22 protein-coding genes are annotated in these 22,556 nt (G+C 55.3%); 11 read left to right on the top strand and 11 right to left on the bottom strand.

All coding sequences use genetic code 11. The annotated features are described in order from the left end of the window. Window positions 1-120: 120 nt before the first annotated feature. The 7 genes from ACL7TT_RS17375 to ACL7TT_RS17405 form a co-directional block, all read right to left on the bottom strand. Entirely contained in the window at window positions 121-1,350 is a 1,230-nt protein-coding gene (locus ACL7TT_RS17375) for a serine hydrolase domain-containing protein (protein ID WP_413397298.1), read from the bottom strand. A gap of 96 nt (window positions 1,351-1,446) precedes the next feature. After that, on the bottom strand, window positions 1,447-1,845 hold the full coding sequence (locus ACL7TT_RS17380) for a GFA family protein (RefSeq protein ID WP_413397300.1): 399 nt from the start codon (window positions 1,843-1,845) through the stop codon (window positions 1,447-1,449). A 111-nt stretch (window positions 1,846-1,956) separates the two neighbouring features. Beyond that, window positions 1,957-2,364, bottom strand: coding sequence for a DUF4259 domain-containing protein (locus ACL7TT_RS17385; protein WP_413397302.1), 408 nt, complete (start codon window positions 2,362-2,364; stop codon window positions 1,957-1,959). Between the two features lie 557 nt (window positions 2,365-2,921). Then, the gene (locus ACL7TT_RS17390) at window positions 2,922-3,167 is read right to left on the bottom strand and encodes a hypothetical protein (protein ID WP_413397304.1); all 246 of its coding nucleotides are present in this window, start codon (window positions 3,165-3,167) and stop codon (window positions 2,922-2,924) included. 800 nt (window positions 3,168-3,967) lie between these two features. Beyond that, the gene (locus tag ACL7TT_RS17395; protein WP_413397305.1) at window positions 3,968-4,417 is read right to left on the bottom strand and encodes a hypothetical protein; all 450 of its coding nucleotides are present in this window, start codon (window positions 4,415-4,417) and stop codon (window positions 3,968-3,970) included. Between the two features lie 36 nt (window positions 4,418-4,453). Continuing rightward, window positions 4,454-4,861 carry a GFA family protein gene (locus tag ACL7TT_RS17400; RefSeq protein ID WP_413397307.1) on the bottom strand — a complete coding sequence of 136 codons (408 nt, stop codon included), beginning with the start codon at window positions 4,859-4,861 and terminating at the stop codon, window positions 4,454-4,456. Between the two features lie 363 nt (window positions 4,862-5,224). After that, window positions 5,225-6,526, bottom strand: coding sequence for an amidohydrolase (locus ACL7TT_RS17405; RefSeq protein ID WP_413397308.1), 1,302 nt, complete (start codon window positions 6,524-6,526; stop codon window positions 5,225-5,227). 410 nt (window positions 6,527-6,936) lie between these two features. Between ACL7TT_RS17405 and ACL7TT_RS17410 the strand changes: the two genes are divergently transcribed. From ACL7TT_RS17410 to ACL7TT_RS17455, 10 genes are all read left to right on the top strand, one after another. Then, the gene (locus tag ACL7TT_RS17410) at window positions 6,937-7,683 is read left to right on the top strand and encodes a DUF2189 domain-containing protein (protein WP_413397310.1); all 747 of its coding nucleotides are present in this window, start codon (window positions 6,937-6,939) and stop codon (window positions 7,681-7,683) included. 18 nt (window positions 7,684-7,701) lie between these two features. Further along, window positions 7,702-8,385, top strand: a complete 684-nt coding sequence (locus ACL7TT_RS17415) for an RDD family protein (RefSeq protein WP_413397312.1) — start codon at window positions 7,702-7,704, stop codon at window positions 8,383-8,385. A 6-nt stretch (window positions 8,386-8,391) separates the two neighbouring features. Beyond that, window positions 8,392-9,363, top strand: a complete 972-nt coding sequence (locus ACL7TT_RS17420; RefSeq protein ID WP_413397314.1) for a stage II sporulation protein M — start codon at window positions 8,392-8,394, stop codon at window positions 9,361-9,363. After that, complete coding sequence (locus tag ACL7TT_RS17425; RefSeq protein WP_413397316.1) at window positions 9,353-10,936, top strand: hypothetical protein; 1,584 nt, start codon at window positions 9,353-9,355, stop codon at window positions 10,934-10,936. The genes ACL7TT_RS17420 and ACL7TT_RS17425 overlap by 11 nt, the downstream gene beginning before the upstream one ends. Next, a complete protein-coding gene (locus tag ACL7TT_RS17430) occupies window positions 10,926-12,242 on the top strand; it encodes a DUF4350 domain-containing protein (RefSeq protein WP_413397318.1) in 1,317 nt (438 codons plus the stop codon). Before ACL7TT_RS17425 ends, ACL7TT_RS17430 begins: the two co-directional genes overlap by 11 nt. Then, the gene (locus ACL7TT_RS17435; protein WP_413397320.1) at window positions 12,239-13,243 is read left to right on the top strand and encodes an AAA family ATPase; all 1,005 of its coding nucleotides are present in this window, start codon (window positions 12,239-12,241) and stop codon (window positions 13,241-13,243) included. The genes ACL7TT_RS17430 and ACL7TT_RS17435 overlap by 4 nt, the downstream gene beginning before the upstream one ends. Then, window positions 13,240-14,637, top strand: a complete 1,398-nt coding sequence (locus ACL7TT_RS17440; protein ID WP_413397321.1) for a DUF58 domain-containing protein — start codon at window positions 13,240-13,242, stop codon at window positions 14,635-14,637. The genes ACL7TT_RS17435 and ACL7TT_RS17440 overlap by 4 nt, the downstream gene beginning before the upstream one ends. Before the next feature lie 112 nt (window positions 14,638-14,749). Further along, on the top strand, window positions 14,750-15,367 hold the full coding sequence (locus ACL7TT_RS17445; RefSeq protein WP_299942674.1) for a 2OG-Fe(II) oxygenase: 618 nt from the start codon (window positions 14,750-14,752) through the stop codon (window positions 15,365-15,367). A 208-nt stretch (window positions 15,368-15,575) separates the two neighbouring features. After that, window positions 15,576-15,998, top strand: a complete 423-nt coding sequence (locus ACL7TT_RS17450; RefSeq protein ID WP_299942672.1) for a hypothetical protein — start codon at window positions 15,576-15,578, stop codon at window positions 15,996-15,998. Window positions 15,999-16,236: 238 nt separating this feature from the next. Further along, a complete protein-coding gene (locus ACL7TT_RS17455; protein ID WP_413397323.1) occupies window positions 16,237-18,408 on the top strand; it encodes a TonB-dependent receptor domain-containing protein in 2,172 nt (723 codons plus the stop codon). A 59-nt stretch (window positions 18,409-18,467) separates the two neighbouring features. Here the strand turns inward: ACL7TT_RS17455 and ACL7TT_RS17460 are convergent, their stop codons facing one another. The 4 genes from ACL7TT_RS17460 to cysK form a co-directional block, all read right to left on the bottom strand. Then, window positions 18,468-19,091 carry an outer membrane beta-barrel protein gene (locus ACL7TT_RS17460; RefSeq protein ID WP_413397325.1) on the bottom strand — a complete coding sequence of 208 codons (624 nt, stop codon included), beginning with the start codon at window positions 19,089-19,091 and terminating at the stop codon, window positions 18,468-18,470. A 26-nt stretch (window positions 19,092-19,117) separates the two neighbouring features. Further along, window positions 19,118-19,375 carry a type II toxin-antitoxin system HicB family antitoxin gene (locus ACL7TT_RS17465; RefSeq protein WP_299942664.1) on the bottom strand — a complete coding sequence of 86 codons (258 nt, stop codon included), beginning with the start codon at window positions 19,373-19,375 and terminating at the stop codon, window positions 19,118-19,120. Between the two features lie 488 nt (window positions 19,376-19,863). Continuing rightward, complete coding sequence (gene cysQ / locus ACL7TT_RS17470) at window positions 19,864-20,703, bottom strand: 3'(2'),5'-bisphosphate nucleotidase CysQ (RefSeq protein WP_413397327.1); 840 nt, start codon at window positions 20,701-20,703, stop codon at window positions 19,864-19,866. Between the two features lie 37 nt (window positions 20,704-20,740). Further along, window positions 20,741-21,658 (bottom strand): cysteine synthase A, encoded by a 918-nt coding sequence (gene cysK, locus ACL7TT_RS17475; protein ID WP_299942660.1) that lies wholly within the window; start codon window positions 21,656-21,658, stop codon window positions 20,741-20,743. Between the two features lie 162 nt (window positions 21,659-21,820). Here cysK and ACL7TT_RS17480 point away from each other — a divergent pair, with 162 nt between their 5' ends. Beyond that, a complete protein-coding gene (locus tag ACL7TT_RS17480; protein WP_413397329.1) occupies window positions 21,821-22,525 on the top strand; it encodes a lysoplasmalogenase in 705 nt (234 codons plus the stop codon). The last annotated feature ends 31 nt before the right edge of the window (window positions 22,526-22,556 follow it).

A 22,556-nucleotide genomic window follows, 5' to 3' on the forward strand; every position in this document is an offset into this window, starting at 1 on the left:
CTGTCTCATGTCGACCTGCAAACTCAACAACGGTATTCTTGTTCATAGCGGCGTACTCTCGGTTGGTTTCATTGTTTGGCGACAACAAATCAACCAGATACGCTGCTTTCTTTCAAACCCTCAAACACCAGATTCGGTTATAACTCCAAAATTTTCCAATAGAGTAACACCGGAAACTGGCTTCGTTTTCTTAACGTACTCATCAATGGCCCTATAGGGATTGAGCTTGATAGGCTTAGGCAGATAATCAGGTTCAGCCAACATTTTGTCAATTTCGTAGCCCAACCATAATATCCCTTTTGATTCCGTATTCGCTAAAAAGATAACAAATACCCCTTCTTCCGGACGCCAAATTATAGATGATCTATACACTCCATTATTACCATTATGGGAAATCACACGATCGGAATAATTGCTGGAGCCTATTTTCCACCCATACCCATAAAAAGTTGAGCTTTGAAAAGCATCGACTTGCGTAGGTGTTTCAACATGCTTTTTAGTTAATAGCTGAGTTGACTTTTCGCTCAAGACCCTATGTTCATCAAGTGCAACTACCCACTTACGTAAATCGGATACAGTGGATTGTATACCTCCATTTCCGACAAGAATTGGTGATACAGAATTTTTTCTATACCTTTCAATAGATGTCCCTCTATCGTAGAAGTCTTCATAATATCCATGAGCAAGAGTTACGTTATTCCAATCAGGTAATACATAGCCAGTATGTGTCATATTTAATGTCTTAAAAAATTCCTGGCTTAAGAATGTTTCATACCCTGTTTTGGTAACTTGCTCAATTATGGCTGAAAGAACGCTATACCCTACATTTGAATATTCATAACGTGACCCAGGCTCGAATCTTAACTTGCTGGAAAAAACTGTTTCAAAGTAGGAGGCTTTAGAAACAAGGTCAAAATCGCCCCCTGGATATTCTTGGAAACCAGCCGTATGAGTTAATAATTGATGTATTGTTATCTGTTTTTTATCACTCGATATGTTTTTGAAATATACATCCAAAGAGTCTGTCAATCTGAGTTTTTGTTGTTCGGCCAACTTAAGTATTGCGGCCGCTGTAAACTGTTTTGTCAGTGAACCAATATCAAAAACTGTTGATGGTGAGTTAGCTAATTTCTCCTCCCTATCAGCTAGACCGTAGCCCTTGTTGATCAAATCAATATTGTCTTGTACAACCAAGATAGAACCTGAAACCCCATTGCGAACATTGTCTGATAAATATTTATCAATTCTATCTGCCTTGAGAGACACTAATGCATTAATGTCCATCGCAAAGCAAACAAAAAACAATACTATTGCACAGCGAAACAAATAAACTTTGTTTGTATGATTCAATTAAATCACTCCCTCATAAATTCATAACTCTTTCAGCAACGGCGCGCGTTGGCGTGTCCGCCCCGCAAGCGACATTGCCTTAATTTGTTATATTTCTTAGCTAATTATAGGCACATCTTCATGGATGTTCGACCAAGACGATTTTTCCGATGTATATACCTGAATCTGTGGCGCCAATACATCCGTATAATTTTCAATCAACCCTAGTGGCAATACCACCTCATCAGGAAAGTGCTTGCCATTCATAAGATGCGTTGGTGACTCACAGGAAGAAAAAAAATTTTTATGGGATACCTTTGTTGCTTGATAACACGCAATGGCTTCATTCCCTTTAGTTAATAAAAACTGCTCTTTTGGAACAATTACATAAGCACTGTGATCTGAACCTTGTAATTTTCGACACATAGCGCAATGGCATTTCACCACTGTCATAATTGGAAGATCAAATTCCCAAGATACTGAACCACAATAACAACCTCCTTTTACTCTGTTCATCTAATTATTTCCGTGTAATAGAACGCTTTGCTAAACGGCAGCCGAAACGCAGAGTAGGCTGTCCGGTGGAGACCACGCTTTTTTATGGACAGAAAGAATTTCAGCAACTTGTTAGCTTTTTACTCGCTCAAGTAAGTTATTCATTTCAGAGTGCCACTTTTCGCTTTTCCCATCTTCATCCCACAGCTCTTGAAGTTCTGAATCTGACCCCAGTATTCGAACAATAGCTTTTTCAGCAGCAGCAACCAGTTCTTTACTTGGTTCTACATTCGTTGATTCCACCCACTTATCAATTTCTTCTGAGTACACACTTTTTTCTCCCCAATTTCCTTTCAATCTGGCAACTATTTCACAGGCAACCAGACCTTCGCATGCCTCATCAGAGTCAAGGTAGTCAGCCGTCGCTATAACAGAGTTTATTGCTTCCTTAACAACCTCTAAACTGGGATTTTCCGAAAAGTCGCCTGCCCAATCACATGCAGTATCATTACCAAAAGCATCTTCTGCCCATGCTCCCATCTTGCTTCTCCGATTTAGAATTACTTAAAGCTCACATTTATATACTGATCACCATGACCAGTATTTCCTAGATCAGTATTTCTGGATTCTTTTCACGCCAAACTATTAAAAAATTACTGTGAATCAATCTGATACGACAATTTAGTACTATCGAACCACCTGGAATAATGATCACTACGACCAGTATCCCAAAAATCACCAATGAATGTACCCCATTGGATTTATTCACATTTTAGGAGAAGCTACCCGATTCTAAAAAATAACGGTCACGGTGACCGAAATTCTGGCTCGCATCTGGTCATATTGCCTGTAAAACGGTACCACTATCCAGATAGGCGTATCATCAGGGCCTCCTCCCTCTCGCCCGTTGACACACCTTCCCGGTACAGCGATGGCAGCGCCGCGTTCGGCGATCGAGCCTTGCGCACCTACAGCGGCACCAGAGCGGAACGGAAGCTCACAGGCTTGCGCTTACCTCCCCACAGTGACAGCACAGGAAGGTAATCATTTGCGGTGCTGTTCCGGGCTGCACAGGCTTTCGAGGAGCCCGCTCAGCGCTACGTCTTTTTATTGGGGCAGTGCTTGAATGGCCTGAGGATGGCTGGGGGCTGATCGGTTGGGTCCTCCTCCAGCGCCCAGGCTTCTTCCAACAGTTGCAGTAAACGCACAGCCCGCATCACCCGGTTACCCTTGCCGGGCACAATGTGCAGATCCACAACCTTATCTTTGATCGCGACCGGGGTGATAATAAAATACCCACCCAGGTGCAGCGGCTGAAATAATCGACAGGGTAATATAGGCATCTTTTATAGGCTCCTTGAGTCACCTGTGACGGAAAGGTGCAGGAAAAGCGTATCGCTTTACGCGGTTTCTCTCGTCGCAGGCGCGGTCCTTGTGGGGAAAAGAAAAGGGAAACTTGCAGAAAGGATGTGCAGCCAGAGAGGCGGTGCGCGGCTGAAGTAAAAGATCACACCAATCATCACGCAACGCCACAGCACACTCCGTCGCCGGGGGCGGAAGTGACTCGAAAAGCTCGCCTTCAGTGAGACGTTGATTGAAGACGAACGAGTGTATGACGTATCATTCAAGACAGCCTCGCTAGATAGTAATGTTATCTATTGGGGTTAGCCATCTCTCGGTGTTGATCGCGCCGGGAGGTGGCGTTTTTCTCTCATTTACGCGGTCATGATGCGGTCCTTCTTTGTTTGGGTGTTTTGTTGATCGATTACCCGCGAGCGCTGCGGTTACAGGGCGCTCGTGGGATAAAAAATGATCGTTGCGGTATGGTTTATCTGTTTATTATTCTTTGTCTGCGCCGGTGAAGCAGCTGGGCGCCAGACCTACGGTATGCGCTTTTTGCAAAGACTGCAATCAATCTGCAGTTTTAGACGACACCAAGTGAATGTCCCACCAACTGCGTAGCCATTTGCGGCATACCCGGGCATCAGCAAGCCGTTTCGCGGGCATTCAAGGCTTGTTTTGGAGGGGATAACTGAATGACACTTCACCACCCGAAGGGCGTGTTTTAATCCACCGCCGTGAGTGGACCCGCAAGTACGGTGGTAAAAGGAAGGCGGACTGATATCCCACCTTTGCCCGACTATCACTTGTTGCTGGTGTATCCATCGCCAACTTTTGCACTTAGCTTATCAATAGACTTTTGAATATCCATCAATACCGGGTTGGATTTAGAATGGTTTCTAATCTCTTCTTCCCTAAACCCAAATTTTGAATCCAAATATCCCAGCACCAGTGAAAAAAACACAAAAACAATCAGTATTATTGGCACTGAGAAGATAGGATTTTTAAAAACAAAATGACTCAACGGGTTGTCACCCAATGATTTGATAAACACAAATATAATCATTAAGAATTGCACATATCCAATGTACATCTTAGAACGGTCAATATAGACCTTCCATCTGATAAAAGCTTTCTTATTAAACTTGCTGTTCAAAATCACCCCACAAATTATAACGCCTGTATTGACAACTGGCTGGAAACGCAGCGTCGGGCATCCAGCCCAGCCAATGGCTGTGATTGCGCCATCCACTGTTATGTGCCTACCCATACGCATTCATTATTTATTCTACACTTCGGCCTCATAATTCTCGATATGTTGCTTTCCTGAGTCACCAATTTCCTCCCACGAAGCTTTTGAATGCACATACAAGTGATGGGCAACCCGCAGATTCTCACAACCCGAAGTCAATGTTCCAACGGGTAAATACATACTTTCTGCATCGTTTTCTCCTGGAACAGCAGTGCCACAAACTTGACAAAAATACGTGTGCCATTCGTGCCCCGGCTTTGACCAGTAGCTTATTTGGTCTTGTCCTTTGATCCAGGCGAAGGTTTTATTCGCTACCACTGCCACCGCTATACCACCGCTACCTGTAGAGCGTCTGCAAATAGAACAGTGGCAGACAAAAACGTCAGAGATCCCGGCATCAACTGTAAAGCTTACCGCTCCGCAGTTGCATTCACCTTGTACCATATTGTTGTCTCCATGATGTGATGCTCTAACACTTATTAGGAGTTTGTGTCCCTGAAACCGCGAGCCAAATCCCCATCGACCCGCTTAAATAAACCGCCAGAATTACTTGTCATTACATTTCTGAATAGAGCTAAAAAAGTGGTCAGCTGCCCCTAGGCTTCGCACTTTTTTGATAAACACTGCCAGGACAAAAATTACGGCTTCAAACCCTATCCCATTAATTACGATGCGAGAGTCATGAGCGCAAGAGGCCCCATCAGGGAGGCGATGATCCAGCAGCTCGGCAAGTTGGAATCGACCTCTCCGTAGTGGTCTAGGGGGTTTAACCTGTTTTTCCAACCTACCATTCAAAAGACCCTTTTATTACTGCTTGCGATAGTTCGCCATATAATCCAGGGTCAGCAGGGTCAGCGCTTCGGTGCCCTGGCGCAGTGCGCTTTCCTCCACATAAAACAAGGGTGAATGATTGCTGGGGGCCTTGCTCGGGTCCTCGCCCTGCGGGGTTATGCCGAGAAAATAGAAAAAGCCGGGCACTGCATTGGCAAAGTAGGAAAAATCCTCCGCACCGGTAATTTTGGGGACCTCGATCACCTTTTTTTCACCAGCCACGGACCTGAGCACCGGCAGGGCCATTTGCGTGAGTTCTGCATTGTTTATTGTCACCGGATACCCTTCAAGGATGTCCACTTTGGCTGCAGCTCCGGAACTCTCCGCAATCAGTTCAGCGGTGGTTTTCAGGCGCTTGAAAATTTCCGCGCGGTTATCCATGTCGAAATTACGGATGGTGCCGTTTAAGTACACGCTGTCGGGAATAATATTGTTGCGCACGCCACCGTCGATGCGGCCGTAGGAAATCACCGCCGGTTCCTTGGTGATGTCGATCTGGCGGCTGACAATTGCCTGGGTACCCATCACCACCTGCGCGGCGGCAACAATGGGGTCAACCCCGCCCCAGGGGCGAGAACCGTGGGTCTGACGGCCGGTAATGGTGATGCGGAACTCGTCAGCGGCGGCCATCAGCGGACCCGAACGGTAGCCAAAAACACCCGCGGGCAAAGAAGAGGTCACGTGCTGGCCGAAAGCCACATCCGGCTTGTATTTTTTGAACAGGCCCTCTTTCAGCATCAACTCGGCCCCGCCTTCCTCACCATCCGGCGCCCCCTCTTCGGCGGGCTGGAAAATAAACAATACATTGCCGGCCAGCTGGTCGCGGAGATTGGCCAGGACCTCGGCGGCACCCATCAGCATCGCCACATGGGTGTCGTGACCACAGGCGTGCATAACGCCCACGTCCCTGCCCTGATAGGTGCTACGCACCTTGGAAGCGAAGGGAACATCCGTTCTCTCGGTGACCGGCAGCGCATCCATATCCGCGCGCAGCGCCACGGTAGGGCCGGGCTTGCCCCCCTTTAACAGGCCGATAACGCCAGTGTGGGCCACCCCGCTTTCTATTTCTATGCCTAGGGATTGGAGGTGCTTTTCGATGTATTTTGCCGTTTTAAACTCGCGGTTGCCCAACTCCGGATTCCGGTGCAGGTGACGGCGCCATTCGATCACCCTGGGCTCGGTAGCTCGCAATAGCTGTTGGGGATCGCTGCCTGAGGCGATCGCATGGGCGGCCAGTAGCGAAGCGCCCATGGCCAGGGGCAGAAACAGTTTTTTCACGGCATCTTTCCTTTATTCTCGTTAGCGTTATCGCCGCTCATTCTACCCCCCCTGCGCCCAAAGCCTCCATCTCTATTCACCGGGCCGGCCAATGGGTTGTTCGGTTTATAGCAGCCTTTTCACAGCGTTCTGCGCTGATTTATCGTAGAATTTCTCTTAAGGGTAAGCTCTTCAAATATCCTGGCTGGTTATTATTTAACCGCACCTCATCGTGACCTTTGGTCATTGTTGGGGCTGTCCAAGTGAAGGACACCATGCTGGTGATTTTTCACTCCCATGAACGGATTGAGAACTGCTACAACCCGCCGATGTGCTGGCGCGACATTGTTCCACGTTCCCGGCTATGAGATATTCGTACTGGGAACTCTACAAGCTCCACCATTTAAGTCATAACGAGGATATTCATCAGCATGAGCGATATGTATAAAGCCCCCCAAGCGGAGCTGACCACGGGGGAAGAACGCGGCGATTTCGGCTCTATTGAAAAAGGAATTGCCGGGGATTATTCATTTTCCATCGGTGAGGCCATCAGTGAGAGCTGGCGTCTTTCAAAGGGCAAAAAACGTACAGTATGGCTTGCCGTACTGTTGTACATTATTGCTTTAGGTGTTATCAGTTATGTCGCTGGCTTGATTACTGGTTATCCCCCCTTTGATCCCATGGAGGCTCGAAATGCCTCTATTTCCTCGGCAATTCTTTACCAGATTTTGACGATTATCGCTGGAGTGCCGCTGGCAGCAGGCATGCTGATGGTGGGTATTAAAATCGCACGCGGCGAAGAGACGTCGGGGACTGAGGTATTTGCTCATTTCGATAAAATAGTACCCTTGGTGTTGGCGACAGCCATTATGTATATCCTCGTTGGCATCGGCCTTGTATTGTTGGTGATTCCCGGCCTCTATTTAATTGTGGCCTATATAATGGCGGTGCCGCTTATCGTCGACCAGAACCTGGGTCCCTGGCGGGCGTTGGAAACCTCCCGAAAGGCGATCAGCAAAAACTGGTTTACCTTCTTCGGCTTCTTGATCGTAATGGTGCTTTTGTATATCGCCGGCGCTATCCCACTGCTAATCGGTTTGATTTGGGTGGTTCCACTACTGAGCATTGCCTATGGGGTGGCCTACCGCAATATGTTTGGCGGCCCCAGCAGAGCCTAACCGGGCAGGAGCGCAGGCTTGCTGGATACCACCTATAACGTCGAAACCCCCGAGGGAATCGATCTGCATGCGCGGGCTGCGGGGCCTGTTCCGCGCATCCTCGCCTACGCGGTGGATGTGCTGTATCGCACCCTGATACTCGCAGCGCTCGGCATTGGCCTGGCTTTTGCCGATACCGCCGGCATCGGCATCTGGCTGGTCTGCTCCTTCCTGCTGGAGTGGTTCTACCCGGTGTTCTTTGAAGTGCTGCGCGGCGGCCAGACACCGGGGAAAAAAGCCTTCGGCCTGATGGTGGTGAATGACAACCTGACTCCCATTGCCTGGGGGGCCTCCCTAGTGCGCAACCTACTGCGCTTTGCCGACTTTCTGCCCTTCGCCTATGCCACCGGCGTGATCGCCATGACCCTCGGGCGGCACTTCCAGCGCCTCGGCGACCTGGCCGCAGGCACCCTGGTGGTCTACCGGGAGGCAAACAAGGCCCCCATCGCCCTGCCGGACAGTGCACCACTGCCGCCGCCGCGCAACCTGAAACAACAGGACCAGCAGGCCCTGATCAGCCTGTTTGAGCGCCACAACGACCTCAGTGAAGCGCGCCAACAGGAACTGTCCAATTTACTCGAGCCCATTACCCAAAAGAGAGACAGCGCCGCGCTGGGTTATCTGCGCTCGGTGGCCAGTTGGCTATTGGGTGGCCGAGACTAACGATTTATGCGACAGAGAGATTTCGAAAACCGCTATCGCGATAGCTGGGCACAGTTAGATGCCTGGCTAAAGGGGACTGGAAAAAACGTGGACGCGGCCACACTGGACCTGCCCGCAGCCTATCGCAACCTGTGCCAACAACTGGCGGTGGCCAAGGAGCGGCAATACACCAGCCGCCTGATCGACCACCTCAACCAACTGGTGATGGCGGCCCACCACCGGGTCTACCGCCAGCAGACCCTGCGGCGCAGGGGCTGGCTGCACTACCTGCTGGCAGGCTTTCCCCAGGCGGTGCGGGCCAACGGCCGCACTGTGGCACTGGCCAGCGCCCTGTTCCTGCTGCCGGCTCTGGTGATGGGGATCGGCACCTACAATAACGACGCACTGGTTTATGCCGTGATGTCGCCGGAGGACGTGCTCTCACTGGAGTCCATGTACGACCCCGGCAACCGCGTCCTGGGCCGCGAGCGCGGCTCGGACACCGACCTAGCCATGTTTGGTTTCTATATCAAGAACAATATCGGTATCGCTTTCCGCACTTTTGCCGGTGGCATCCTGTTTGGCCTTGGCTCGATTTTTTTCCTGGTTTTCAATGGCGTCTATCTCGGCGCGGTTTTTGGCCATATTACGCGGGTAGGTTTTGTTTCCACGTTATATCCGTTTGTGATTGGCCACGGCGCCTTTGAGCTAACCGCCATCGTTTTAGCCGGTGCTGCCGGCCTGTTACTTGGGCGCTCGCTGGTGGACCCGGGGCAACACCGCCGTTCGGTAGCCCTGCGCCTGGCCAGTATCGAGGCGATGAAAATCCTGTATGGCACTTTCCTGATGCTGGTGATTGCCGCCTTCCTCGAGGCCTTCTGGTCATCCAGCGCTGCTACTCCGATCAGTATCAAACTCGGTGTCGGCGGCCTGCTGTGGTTACTGGTTTTCGCTTACTTCTCCCTGGCCGGGCGCGGGGAGGTAACCGGTGAAAATTGAAAACCTGACCGTGCGTGCGCGTCTGCGCTCGCCCTGGGAATCCATCGACCTGGGCACGGCCCTGGCACGACAATACTGGCTGCCACTGTTTTTGGTGTGGCTGCTGCCGGCTGCCCTGGTGCTGGCCCCCCTCGCCTGGCTGCTGCCCGAACATCCCGGTTGGTCACTGTTTGCCGTCTGGTGGTTCAAACCGGTGTTTGACCGACTGCCACTGTTTATGATCAGCCGCGTCCTGTTCGGGATGCCAGTATCCGCCCCCACGGCGCTCAAGCAGTTTTTCAAACAAAACCGCCGCGACTGGCTGGCCTGGATTACCCTGCGCCGCCTGAACCCCACCCGTTCTTTTGATATGCCGGTCACCGTGCTGGAGCAATCCAGTGGCGCCGCGCGCAGCGCCCGTATCGGCCTACTGCACCGCAAGCATGCCAGCGCCGCCACCTGGCTGACCCTGACCGGGATTCACCTGGAGGGATTCTTCCTGATCGCTGCATTTATCCTGATCTACCTGTTTATTCCCGAGCAGGTGACCGCCAATATCGATTGGCTGCCGATCCTCAGGGGCGATACCCTGGCGCTGGAGTGGGTCTCCAACGTGCTCTACCTGTTTATCATGGCAGCAGTGGCCCCGTTTTATATCGTCTGCGGTTTCTGTTTGTATATCGGCCGGCGCATCGAGTTGGAGGGCTGGGATATTGAAATCCAGTTCCGCGACCTGGCCGAACGCCACCAGCGCAAGCAGCAACCGCGCCAGCACGGCATCGCCGGTGGCTCAGGCACAGTTTCAATACTCCTGTTTTTTGCCCTCGCCTTCGGCTCCCTCACCCCGGCACCGGAAGTCAAGGCGGATTCGCTGGAAACACCACAACAGGCACAGCAGCACATCGATGAAATTCTCGCAGGCGAGGACTTTCACCGGATGGAGCAGATCAACGGCTGGCGCCTGAAGGAGTGGGAAAGCAAAGAACAGAAAATTCCCGAATGGCTGATCAAATTTATCGAGTGGCTGTTTAACCGCTCCTTGGACACCGATGATGCTTCCGATTCCAACTGGGGAGCCGCCATTGCCCGGTTAATCGAGATCCTGTTATGGGTTGGGGTTATCGCAGGGCTGATCTACCTGGGCTGGCGTCACCACGACAAAATCCTCAAACGTCTGCGCTGGCGGTATAAACCCAAGCCGAAAACTGCCGCCCCGGAAACCCTGTTCGGACTCGATATCCGCCAGTCGAGCCTGCCCGACGACGTGTGCGCAGAGGTACAGCGCCTGTGGCAGGCCGGCGAAAAGCGCGCCAGCCTCGGCCTGCTGTACCGCGCCACCCTGTCCCATTTGATTGAGGACTTCCAGTTTCACTTCGGCGATCACCTGACCGAAAGTGAGTGTGCCCGGTTGGTGCAAAGGCGCCAGCGGGAACCCAGGGAGGGTTTGCCCCCGGTCACGGCCCCGTTAAGCCGGTTTGTGCAGCAGCTCACCGCCGATTGGCAGCAACTGGCCTACGCCCACCGCAATCCGGTCGACGCGCGGATGAACGCACTGTGCCAGGAGTGGCAGGAGGTATTCCGCAATGACCGTTAAACGCCTGCTAATTGGCGGCTCACTGCTGTTCTGTGCACTGATGGTGTGGGGTTTTCTTACCTTTTTCGAGCGCTACACCGAAGAGCGGGATCACGGCTGGGGCCCGGAGGCGCGACGCAATCTGTTCCTGGCGGCGGAACAATACCTGGCTGCTGTGGGGCTGGAACCTCGCCAGGCAGAAAATATTTCTGTACTAAACGGGCTCTCCCCAGACACCACCCTGTATATCGCCAGTTCCTCCCTGGTCTACAACTCACAGCGGGTGGAGGAACTGCTGGACTGGGTGCAGAGTGGCGGCCATGCCATTGTGGTGGCACACACTGAGCGCTTTGACGTTGAGGAGCAGCGCAGCGAGGCGCGCGACTGGCTGCTGGAAACACTGGATGTCTCCATTATGGAGGGGCACGAGGAGTACCTCTTCGAGCACCCCCTGCAGCAACTGCTCGGTGAAGATGCCGTGATGACCCCGCAACAGAGCCCCGGCGAAGCTTTGCGCGAGTACAACCGCAGAATTGATAAAGGCATCTCCACAGAAGAGGAAGGGGAAACTGCTCACGAGAAACCCCGCAACCCGGATGTAGACCCGGAGGACCTGGTCGGCCTTCCCACGGACAGCGGTGTAGAGGTCCAGTTGCATTTCGATGCCAGCCACCTGCTCTACCACCCTGGACTCGATGACGATACTGTCGACGATGCACCGGTATTCTGGGCCAGGGTATGGCGCGACGACGAAGCTGTGCCCTTTATGCAGTTTGAACGTGGCAGTGGCGTCATTACCCTGCTGACCGATAGCGAGATCTGGCAATCACATCGCATCGGTCACTTCGATCACGCCTACTTCCTGCAACTGCTGGCCGGTAACGGCGACTTTGTTTTCCTGACCCGCCCGCGTTTCGAATCACTCAGCTACCTGGTGCGCAAATATGCCGCGGAGTGCTTGCTCGCCGGCGCCCTGGCTTTGCTCGGCTGGTTGTTGTTGCGCGCACGTCGATTCGGACCGCTGCAACCGGCACCGGAAGCCGCGCGCCGATCCCTGCTGGAACATATCTCCGCCTGTGGTCACTACTACTGGCGCGATGACCAGTGCGAGCAGCTATTGCGCGGTCACCGCACTGAGCTGTTGCGTCGCCTGCGCGCCACTGACGCCGACGCCACAGCCCGGCAAAAGCTGGCAGAGAGACTCAGTGCCGCAACGGATCTCAGAGAACACGACATCATCGCCAGCCTGTGGGGAACACCGGCGGCCAGCGAAGAAACCTTTACTGAACACATGCGCAATCTGCAGCGAATCGAGGCAGTCTTATGAGCGATACCATCCTTCAACCAGAACAGCAAACCCACCGCGACACGCCGGACTGGCAGGCCGCCTCCGCCCAATTGCAGTTGTTGCGCAACAATATCAACCGCCTGCTGATTGGCCAGGAGCCAGTCGTTGACCAGGTTCTGGTGGCCCTGCTGGCCTCGGGCCATGTACTCTTAGAGGGTGTGCCCGGCCTCGGCAAAACCCTGTTGGTGCGCACCCTGGCCAATTGTTTCGGCGGCAGCTTCCGCCGCATCCAGTTTACCCCGGACCTGATGCCGGCGGACGTTACCGGTCACGCCATGTACAACATGGGCGAGAGCCGTTTCGAGGTACGCCGCGGCCCGGTCTTCACCAACCTGCTGCTGGCGGACGAGATCAACCGTGCCCCGGCCAAAACCCAGGCGGCCCTGCTGGAAGTGATGCAGGAAAAGCAGGTCACTATCGACGGCAATCCACTCTCGGTCCCCAGTCCCTTCATGGTACTTGCCACCCAGAACCCCATCGAGCAGGAGGGCACCTACCCGCTACCAGAGGCAGAACTCGACCGCTTCCTGCTCAAGGTCCTGATCGACTACCCCAGCCTGGAGGCGGAGCTGCAACTGGCTGCCGCCGCCAGCAGCGGTCGCATCGAAAAGCACCTGCAGGAAAAATCAGCCGGTGAAATAAGCATCGAGCAACTGCAACAGTTGCAGGACCTGGTACCCCGGGTAGCCCTGGACCAGCAGGTGTTGGACTACGCCGTGCGGCTGGTGCGTGCCACCCGTGAAGCCACCCAGCTGCGCAGTCCTGCGGGCCCGCGCGCCAGTATCGGCCTGCTGCAGGCGGCCCGTGCCAGCGCCCTGTTACAGGGCCGCGAGTTCGTTCTGCCCGACGATATCAAGGCCATGGCCATTCCGGTAATGCGCCACCGCGTGAGCCTGTCCCCGGATATGGAGATCGACGGTGAAACCGCAGACAGCGCCCTGGCACAGATTCTCGACGGTGTCGAGGCGCCGCGACTGTGAGCCAAAGTGCTGCGGCCACTGAGGCGCAAACCACTCCAATCCAAAACGGCCGCCCTGGCCCCAGTCGACGCCTGGTGAAACTCCTCGGCTACTGGTGCCTGGCGGCCCTGGCAATCAGTAGCGCGCGCATCTGGCTGCCCGCAGCCGCGGCACTTATCGAGACCGCCTGGTGGACCGGCGGGGCTTTGCTGATCGGCGCTGCACTGTTGGATTTCCTGACCGGTCGCCGGATTGCGGGCCTTGAGGGCGCACGCCGGCTGCCGGGCAACCTGGCGCTTGGTGTGCGCAACAGTGCCCGCCTGAAACTCCGCAACAGTGGTCCGCGTATACTGCAACTCTCGGTCTGTGACAGTGTGCCGCAGCAACTGGCCAGCACGGGATTGCCCCGCCGGGCACAGTTACAGCCGGAACAGGAAGTGTCTATTGAATACACCCTGGTGCCACACCGCCGCGGCAGTGCCAGTTTCGGTCGAATCGAGATCCTCGCCGACTCCCCCTGGGGCCTGTGGCAAACCCGCGTATGGCTGGGGCAGGCGCAATCGGTAAAGGTCTACCCCAATTTTCTCGGTATCTCTTCCCTGCAGGCGCTCTCCACCGAGCAGACCCTGCGCATGCTGGGCTTGCACCAGCAGCAGCGTCGCGGAGAGGGCATGGACTTTCGCCAGCTGCGCGAGTACCGCCAGGGTGACAGCCAACGCCAGGTGGACTGGCGTGCCAGTTCACGTCTGCGCAAATTAATCAGCCGTGAATACCAGGACGAACGCGACCAGGACATTATCTATATGCTCGACTGCGGTCGACGCATGCGCGCCAAGGACGGGGAACTGAGCCATTTCGACCACGCCCTCAACGGTTTGTTATTGTCCGCCTATGTGGCGATTAAACAGGGAGATGCGGTCGGCCTGCATGCCTTTGCTGCCGGTCAGGACAGCTCTGGAGGGCAGCTGCCGCCAGTCAAAGGTGAAAGCGCCATCAACCTGCTGTTGAATAATGTCTACGACCTGCACTCCGGAACCGGCAGCGCGGACTACAGCGGTGCGGCCCAGCAATTGCTGGGCCAACACAAGCGCCGCAGCCTGGTGATCCTGATTACCAATCTGCGCGACGAGGACAGCGTGGAACTGCTCGCAGCGGTCCGCCTGCTTACCCGCAGCCACCTGGTGATGGTGGCGAGCCTGCGGGAAACCGCCGTGGACCGCTTGGTACAGCAACGCATCGGCGATTTTGCCAGTGCGGTGGATTACGCCGCGGCAAGGGATTTTTTGCACAGACGCGCGCGCCTGCTCCAGCAACTGCAGGCACACAACGTCCTGGTGGTCGACTCCCGCCCGGAAAGCCTGCACCAGGCCCTGGTCGAGGCCTACTGGCGCTTAAAACGCAGCGGTAGGCTCTAATGGGGCGGCTCTCGTCGGAAGGTGACACAAATTAATGCAATCTGTACCATCTCGGAGATAATAGAGACGGTATAAAAGAAGTGTCCCACAGTACAGGAAGAGTCACCCGACCATGTCCCAACTCGCTATTGACCGGCTAAATGCTGCCGAGGTGAAAGCCGCCCCATTCCCGCACTTTTATCTGGCACAGTCACTGCCCCCGGACGAAGCCTCCGCCCTGATCCGAAGTTTTCCAGCACTGCACAAGGGCGGCAGCTTCAATATCGAAGATGTAAAGATCAGCGCGCGACTGCGCCGCTTTGTCGAGCAGTTCGACAGCGCGGAGGTGCGACGAATTCTCGGGGAGAAATTTGAACTGGACCTCACCGACAAACCGATGATGGCCACCCTGCGCGGTTATTCCCGGGCCAAGGATGGGCGCATCCACACCGACTCCAAAAGCAAACTGATCACGGTGCTGGTCTATCTCAATGAGACGTGGCCGTCACCCACAGGGCGGCTGCGTATCCTGCGCAACGGTGATGACATGGAAGACTATGCCGATGAATTACTGCCCGGCCCCGGCGCACTGGTCGCCTTTAAGGTGACCGATAATTGCTGGCACGGCTACCGCAGTTTCACGGGCAAGCGGCAATCGATCCAGATCAACTTTCTCACAGGTGACCGGGCGAAAAGCAAACACCAGTTTTTCCACGGTATCAGTGCCCGCATAAAATCGCTTTTCCAGTAAATTTTTCGGCTACACTATTTCCGCAGCGCATGGTGCGATTCACCCCAAAGCCAAACAGGCGCAGGGCAATGAATGAGACAACAATGCCTGCACGGGCAGGGATAAAACCCGGCGGTGACAGTGGCACTGTTCCTCCGCCGGCCAGCACCCTGTGGCCACTTTGGGTTGAGGAATAAAAATAGACACCCGCCAAACAGCTGCGTAATTTATGCGTCCCAGACACACCATTCAAAGCGGTGCGCACCTTCCCCGGTGGCAGGCACTGCTGCTTTTATGGGTCTTTCTCAGCGTTCGCGGTCTGGTACCCACGGGATTTATGCCTGCGGCCCTTGCCGCGGGGACACCTTACGGCCTCTGTCACGGTGACAGCCGCAGTGCCCTGCTACTCAATACGTTGGCAAACCCTGCGCGCGAACACCACCACAGCGGACATGATCACGATGCGCTGACCGCCCACTCCTTTGCCGACAATCACTGTATTTATTCCGCCGTTGCCGGGGTTGCCAGCGCCCCGGCCACAGTGTTGGATGTCGTACCCAGCGGGGTCTCAACCCCTCCCACAGTCCCCAATGTCAAGGTTGTGCTGTCCAACCTGTTTGACCGCCCCCTTATCCGCGCCCCACCCCACTGAGCCTTTTCTTTTCCACAATGCGCTGCACCCGTACTGTTGTAGTGATTCCCCGAGCCGCCGAGCGCTGTACCGCTGCATATCCCGGCAGCAGGTACTTTGTACCCATGCGCCAGCGCCTCCCAGGCACAAGCCCCGGCTGGCTCTTTAGCCCGACCGGGAACCTCGGCGCGCCATTGATTGACTGGCGACGCGCGTATGGCTGCGCCCGAAAGCGCCGCCCCAAAACGGATAAGTCAACATGCCAAGATCGACTAAAGACATCACCCAAAAAGTAACTGCCAATACACTGAACGGTAAAACCCGCCTGCAGATTCCCCTCAGCCTCATCCTCCTTGCCGGCTGGTCCTGCCCCGCCAGCCTCCTCGCCAACGCGGATGAAATGGAGGAGATGGTAGTCACAGGTGTAAGGACCGAACTGCCCCTCAACCTGATCACCGATCCCAAACTGCCGCGCCAGCCGCTGCCCGCCAACGATGGCGCTGACTATTTGAAAACCATCCCCGGATTTTCAGTGGTGCGCAAAGGCGGCACCAGCGGCGATCCGCTGTTGCGCGGTATGGGCGGTTCGCGCCTGGGGCTGTTGCTGGACGGCGAGTCCATCGTGGGCAGCGGTTCCGGCCGTATGGACCCGCCCACGGCCTATCTATTTCCCGAGAGCCTGGATGAGATCGAGGTGATCAAGGGTCCCCAGACCGTACTGCACGGACCGGGCAATTCCACGGGTGTGGTGTTGTTCAAACAACTACAGGAACGCCCCGCCGAGAGTGCCTGGGATATGCACGCGAGCCTGCTCGGTGGCAGCGCCGAACGCAGTGACGGCCTGTTCGATATCGCTTATAAATCGCCCGTATTTTCCCTGCGCAGCTCGGCAGCCACTGCTTCAGCAAACGATTATGAAGACGGCGATGGCAATCGTGTCCACTCCCATTACACGCGCTGGAACGGTAAGGTCAGCCTGGCCTGGACACCGGATAACGATACCCGCCTGGAATTGGGCGGTACTTTCAGCGATGGCGAGACCGCTTTTGCCGATCGCGGGCTCGACGGTACTCAATTTGCACGGGAGAGCTACAGGGCAAACTATGTCCGCAGCGGTATCGGCGATTTGCTCAATACCATCGAGGTGCAGGGCTACTTCACTTACATCGACCACCTTATGGACAACTACAGCCTGCGTGTACTTTCCGCTATGCCCGGTAGGCCAATCGCCATGAACCTGGACAATGAATCCACCGGCGCAAAACTGAGCCTGCTGTTCACGCCCCTGAACACGGTGGAACTGACGGCCGGCCTGGACACCCGCCAAAACCGACACACCAGCCGCATGAGCATGGATCAGAATAAGGTGGACTACCGCCAGTTGCACAGGGAAGCCGATGCGGAGTTCTCACAAGTGGGGGTTTTTTCTGAAGCCAGCTGGCAATTGTCCCCCGACCAACGCTGGATCGCCGGCGCCAGGCTGGACGATTGGAAAGTGCGCGACCTGCGCAAGGCGATTTCGCTGTCCATGATGTCCTCGGTAAGCAATCCCACCGCGGGTGTCACCCGCACGGAACTGCTGCACAGTGGCTTCCTGCGCTACGAGCGCGCGCTGCAAAGCGCTCCCGCAACATCGGCCACCGTGTTTGCAGGATTGGGCTACAGCGAGCGCTCGCCGGATTACTGGGAGATCTTCACGCATGAAGCCGAAGATTCCTTCAGTGCCCTGGATATAGACACGGAAAAAACCACCCAGTTGGATTTCGGCTTTCTCTATCGCGGCGAAAAATCCTCTGCCAGTCTCTCCTTTTTTGCCAACGATATCCGCGACTACCTGATGACCCAGACCGGTTACCAAAAGCCCGCGGTCACGGTCGATAGGGACCCCATGCCATCCATGCACGGGCCAGCTCCTGTGGGGGCACCCATGGACACCCGCAGCACCCTGGTGGTGCGCAATATCCAGGCGCGCTCCTGGGGATTGGAGCTGGATGCCGGCTATCAACTGGCGAACAGCTGGCGCACCACATTCACCCTCACATCGGTGCGCGGGGCCAACGACACCGACGACACCGCCCTGGCTCAACTGCCTCCCCTGGAGGCGCGCCTGGGTCTCTACTACGAGCTACCCCAATGGTCCGCAGGTTTTCTGTGGCGGGCCGTCACTAGCCAGGATCGCGTGGATATCGGCAAAGGCAGTATTATCGGCCAGGATTTTGGACCAACCGATTCTGCCCATGTGATGTCGATAAACGCCGGGTGGCGACCCAGCACCAATCTGCTGATTACCACTGGCATCGACAACCTGCTGAATGAAACCTACGCTGAGCATGTCAGTCGCGCCGGCGCGAGAATTCCAAACTTTCCACAGTTGACCCGGGTCAATGAACCCGGCCGCACGCTCTGGCTCAAAGGCATTTACCGCCTTTAGGCCCCGTAAACCCGCGTGCCTGTCAGTGCAATCACTGGCAGGCACCTTTGCAAACGCACCTAGAACCGGTAGGAAAAGTTGACCGTGAGTGTACGCAGGTGGCCCAAATCCACCCGGTGAACGGAGCCGATATCGTTATAGTTGTATTCAATAGAGGTATCGAAATCCCGCGTCCACATAAAGCGGTAACCGATGCCCAAATTCCAGAAATTGTCACTGCCACTGGTATTGACCAGATGGATATAGTGGCCATCGTAATACCAGTTATCCACGGGGAAATGCCAGTCCTTCTTCCTGTGGTACCAGTAGCCGTGCTTGCGGACATCGTTGAGGTCGATATCGGCATAGTTCCAGCCCACCATCCAGTAGAGGCACTGTACATAGCAATTCAAGGTAAAATCCACCTTGAAATTCAGCCCTACCTGGTTGACCCTTACGTGGTTGTCATCAAAGCGCGAACCGCGCAACTCCACCTGCCAGACACCCACTGCCGGGGTAATACCCACACTGGCGTAAGCAAAAAAATCCCGATTTTTATTGATCTGTTGTTCCCCACTGCCCAGACCGAGGGTAGCAATAACCCGGTACTCACCGTTGCGTATTCCCTCGAAAGGACTATTCCACTCCAGGGCGTTGACAGTGGCGGGCAGCACCAGAACCAGGGCACATAAAGTTATCTTCATCACAATTGCCCACTGACCCACAAGCCCTAGGCACTCGCCACATCGATAATGGCCCAGATACCACCGGCAAATGCCGGGTTTTCCCGCAGGGCATCTACCGCCTGTGGTTTGGGCATTGGCTCCCCGGCCAGGCGCAGGTCCTCCAGGCGCTGAAACATGGTTTCCGCCATTTTTTGCAGGGTGTCATCCAGCGTTTCAGCATGGCAGTGACAATGCGGCAGGTCCGGTGCTATGGCACCAAAGCCGGCTTGTTTAATATTGTGGAGCACGACCGCATAGCGCATTGGAAAATACCCTTGTGTATTCACTTTCCAAAGCGTAGACGGCTTTCAATTGCGGGAACAAAATCTGGTAAGAAAATCAACAGGTTCGCCGCAGCAATCGCACTTCCATCGAGTGCTTTCAAGTATCCGGCGACACTCACCGGTTAATTGGCAGCACAGATCCCCGATAGAAAATGTCCGCGCGCACAGTGCCTACCAATACACAAAAAAACCTCCGGCGGTAATCACCACCGCATGCTCCCGGCAGAGCAAGGTGCAGCAATCCCACACACCTACCTTGTAGTTGCATTTTCTTCATCTTGCGTCTCGGATCACCGGCGCACGCGCGTGGGTACCGCCCTGCTCCAGCGATCAGGGCAGGTCAGGGGTTTCACGGGTTTTGGCATCGCCAGGGTTTGCAAAAAAAGCAGACAATTTTTTCGGTTCCTGCAGGCGCGAATGGGTTCAGCGGTGTGCACCCCGCCACCAACGGACGGGGCTGGACAAACTTAATTCACCGGGGGTTTGGTTACGAGTAAATCCCGCCAATCGAAAGAGGTATCGCCGATCACAAAGAAAAACGGGTTGAGCAGAGAGTCCTTGCGGTTGTAGCGCAGTAGTCGAAACTGGTCGTCGACCACAACGCCACCGGCGGCCTCGACCACCGCCTGGGCCGCGGCGGTATCCCACTCGCAGGTGGGCGCCAAACGCGGGTAGAGGTCCGCGGCACCTTCCGCCACCAGGCACAGTTTCAGTGAGCTGCCCATATTCTTACACTCGACAGTGCCCAGCCTGGACTCGATACGCTCCACCAGCTGACCCACAATACCGGCGCCATGACTGCGGCTGGCCACCAGCGCCACGGCCTCGCCGGCCTCCAGGCGAGGCTTGAGTGGGCGCACATGAATTGCCACATCACCGGACGCCGCGCGCTTAAAGGCGCCAATGTTCCTGCAACCGGCATAGGTGATGCCCAGAACCGGCACATGGACCACGCCCAGTACCGGCTTGCCATTTTCAATGAGCGCCACATTCACGGTAAATTCTCCGGTGCGGCGAATAAACTCCTTGGTACCGTCGAGGGGGTCGACGATCCAATAGCGATGCCACTGGCTGCGCTCTGCAAATGGGGGGATTGCCTGTTCCTCCGACAGTACCGGCACACCTTCGATGATCTGGGCCAGGGCCGGGGCCAGGATCTTGTGTGCGGCCAGGTCTGCCGCCGTTACCGGTGAATCATCCGGCTTGATGTCCACTTGCAGCTCGGCACTGCTGTGGTAGATATCCAGGATTGCCGCACCCGCGTCTGTGCATATAGCAATCACCTGTTCCAATACTGTCTTGTCCATTCAAGCTCCTTACTCTGAGTGCGCGCTATTATAGGTCTCAGGCAGAGAAAAGATCTTTAACGGACAGGTAGCGCTCGCCGCTATCGTAACTGAACACCAGTACGCGGCTGCCGGGGGCAAACGCCCCTTCGCGCTGTTTCAGCGCGGCCAGGCTGGCGCCGGAGGATATACCCACGAAAATGCCCTCCTTGGTTGCACACTGGCGCGTGAGTTCGAAGCTGTCCTCTTCACTCACCAGAATGGTACCGTCGAGGACTTCGGTGTTGAGTACTTCCGGAATAAAGCCGGCACCAATCCCCTGCAAGCGATGCAGCCCTTTTTCACCCCCACTGATCACCGGGGATTTTTCCGGCTCCACCGCATAAACCTGCAGCTTGGGAAAGGCCATCTTCAGCACTTCGCCACAACCGGTAATATGCCCACCGGTGCCGACACCGGTGATCAGATAGTCGAGCCCTTCGGGAAAATCCGCCAGAATTTCCTTGGCGGTGGTTTCCCGGTGCACCTGGGCATTGGCGCGGTTACAAAACTGCTGGGGCATCCAGCTGTTGTCGTACTGCGCTTTAAGTGCTTCGGCCTGCTCAATGGCGCCACCCATGCCCCGCTCCTTGGGTGTGAGCACCAGCTCCGCACCCATCGCCTTCATCACTTGGCGACGCTCCTGGGACATGGACTCCGGCATGGTGAGAATCAGGCGGTAGCCCTTTACCGCCGCCACCATCGCCAGGCCGATGCCGGTGTTGCCGGAGGTCGGCTCAATAATAATGCCTCCGGGGCGTAGAGCACCGCGACGCTCCGCATCCTCGATCATGGCGAGGGCAATCCGGTCCTTGATACTACTGCCCGGATTAAAACGCTCCACTTTCATCCACACCTCGATATCGGGGCGGAACAGATGGTTGATTCTTACATGCGGGGTATTGCCGATGGTTTCGAGAATATTGGCTGCCTTCATCGATAAAGTGCTCCGTCAATCGTGTTGCAGCAGACAAGCGGCCTGCCTGGACAATGGATTCCTGTTGGTGAATAGTAACCCAGGTGGGTAATTTACCCGAGCACGCGGGCCAGAATTCAAACCTGACTGCACTGCGGGCCAAGGTACCGAGCAACAGCACAAATGCGAAATAACAATCACAACCAGGGTATCGCCATGCCATCCAAAGTTCTCCCTGCCAATCCTGCGGCGCAACTGCAGCACTTTTTGCCCGTCGCTTTCATCTGCGCTGCCGCACTGTTTATGTTGCTGGAGGGCCTTGGTATCAAGGGACTGTGGATGGCCTCACTCAAAGCCCTACCCATTGCCATTCTGGGCGCCATCGCCCTGCGCCAACTGCGGGGGCTTACCCGCGCCCTGACCCTGGCGGCACTGGCGTTCTCGGCACTCGGTGATGTACTGCTGGAGATGGATTTTCCCAACCAGTTTATTGCTGGGCTCGGTGCCTTTTTGCTCGCCCAGCTGATTTACGCTGGCAATTTCCTACGCCGCGCCGACTTTCGCAACCGGCGCAGTCTGCTGCGCGCAGCCCCTGTATTGATCGCCGCACTGCTGTTGGCACGCTTAATCCTACCCGCAAGTGCGGAATTGGCACCGGCAGTGCTGTTTTATCTATTGGCCATCGTAGTCATGGCGCTGGCGGCCGCCGCAAACCGCGGGGACTCCGCCTTGCTTTTTGGCGGAGCCGTGACCTTTATGGTGTCCGATGCCCTGATCGCCCTGAACAAGTTTATTGCCCCCATTCCCTTTGCCGATACGGCGATTATGCTCACCTATTACAGCGCGCAATTTTTCATCCTGTACGGCATCCGCCGCACCCAGGCATAATGTACCCCTTTACAGGAGCGGGCCCGGGAGG

The sequence above is a fragment of the Microbulbifer jejuensis genome (assembly GCF_047289955.1).
Lineage (GTDB): Bacteria > Pseudomonadota > Gammaproteobacteria > Pseudomonadales > Cellvibrionaceae > Microbulbifer.

What these genes read in the sequence shown, in the direction of transcription:
- ACL7TT_RS17380 (WP_413397300.1), bottom strand. Translation starts at nt 1,845, where the DNA reads ATGAACAGAGTAAAAGGAGGTTGTTATTGTGGTTCAGTATCTTGGGAA.
- ACL7TT_RS17385 (WP_413397302.1), bottom strand. Translation starts at nt 2,364, where the DNA reads ATGGGAGCATGGGCAGAAGATGCTTTTGGTAATGATACTGCATGTGAT.
- ACL7TT_RS17390 (WP_413397304.1), bottom strand. Translation starts at nt 3,167, where the DNA reads ATGCCTATATTACCCTGTCGATTATTTCAGCCGCTGCACCTGGGTGGG.
- ACL7TT_RS17400 (WP_413397307.1), bottom strand. Translation starts at nt 4,861, where the DNA reads ATGGTACAAGGTGAATGCAACTGCGGAGCGGTAAGCTTTACAGTTGAT.
- ACL7TT_RS17410 (WP_413397310.1), top strand. Translation starts at nt 6,937, where the DNA reads ATGAGCGATATGTATAAAGCCCCCCAAGCGGAGCTGACCACGGGGGAA.
- ACL7TT_RS17420 (WP_413397314.1), top strand. Translation starts at nt 8,392, where the DNA reads ATGCGACAGAGAGATTTCGAAAACCGCTATCGCGATAGCTGGGCACAG.
- ACL7TT_RS17430 (WP_413397318.1), top strand. Translation starts at nt 10,926, where the DNA reads ATGACCGTTAAACGCCTGCTAATTGGCGGCTCACTGCTGTTCTGTGCA.
- ACL7TT_RS17435 (WP_413397320.1), top strand. Translation starts at nt 12,239, where the DNA reads ATGAGCGATACCATCCTTCAACCAGAACAGCAAACCCACCGCGACACG.
- ACL7TT_RS17445 (WP_299942674.1), top strand. Translation starts at nt 14,750, where the DNA reads ATGTCCCAACTCGCTATTGACCGGCTAAATGCTGCCGAGGTGAAAGCC.
- ACL7TT_RS17450 (WP_299942672.1), top strand. Translation starts at nt 15,576, where the DNA reads ATGCGTCCCAGACACACCATTCAAAGCGGTGCGCACCTTCCCCGGTGG.
- ACL7TT_RS17455 (WP_413397323.1), top strand. Translation starts at nt 16,237, where the DNA reads ATGCCAAGATCGACTAAAGACATCACCCAAAAAGTAACTGCCAATACA.
- ACL7TT_RS17460 (WP_413397325.1), bottom strand. Translation starts at nt 19,091, where the DNA reads ATGAAGATAACTTTATGTGCCCTGGTTCTGGTGCTGCCCGCCACTGTC.
- ACL7TT_RS17465 (WP_299942664.1), bottom strand. Translation starts at nt 19,375, where the DNA reads ATGCGCTATGCGGTCGTGCTCCACAATATTAAACAAGCCGGCTTTGGT.
- cysQ (WP_413397327.1), bottom strand. Translation starts at nt 20,703, where the DNA reads ATGGACAAGACAGTATTGGAACAGGTGATTGCTATATGCACAGACGCG.
- cysK (WP_299942660.1), bottom strand. Translation starts at nt 21,658, where the DNA reads ATGAAGGCAGCCAATATTCTCGAAACCATCGGCAATACCCCGCATGTA.
- ACL7TT_RS17480 (WP_413397329.1), top strand. Translation starts at nt 21,821, where the DNA reads ATGCGAAATAACAATCACAACCAGGGTATCGCCATGCCATCCAAAGTT.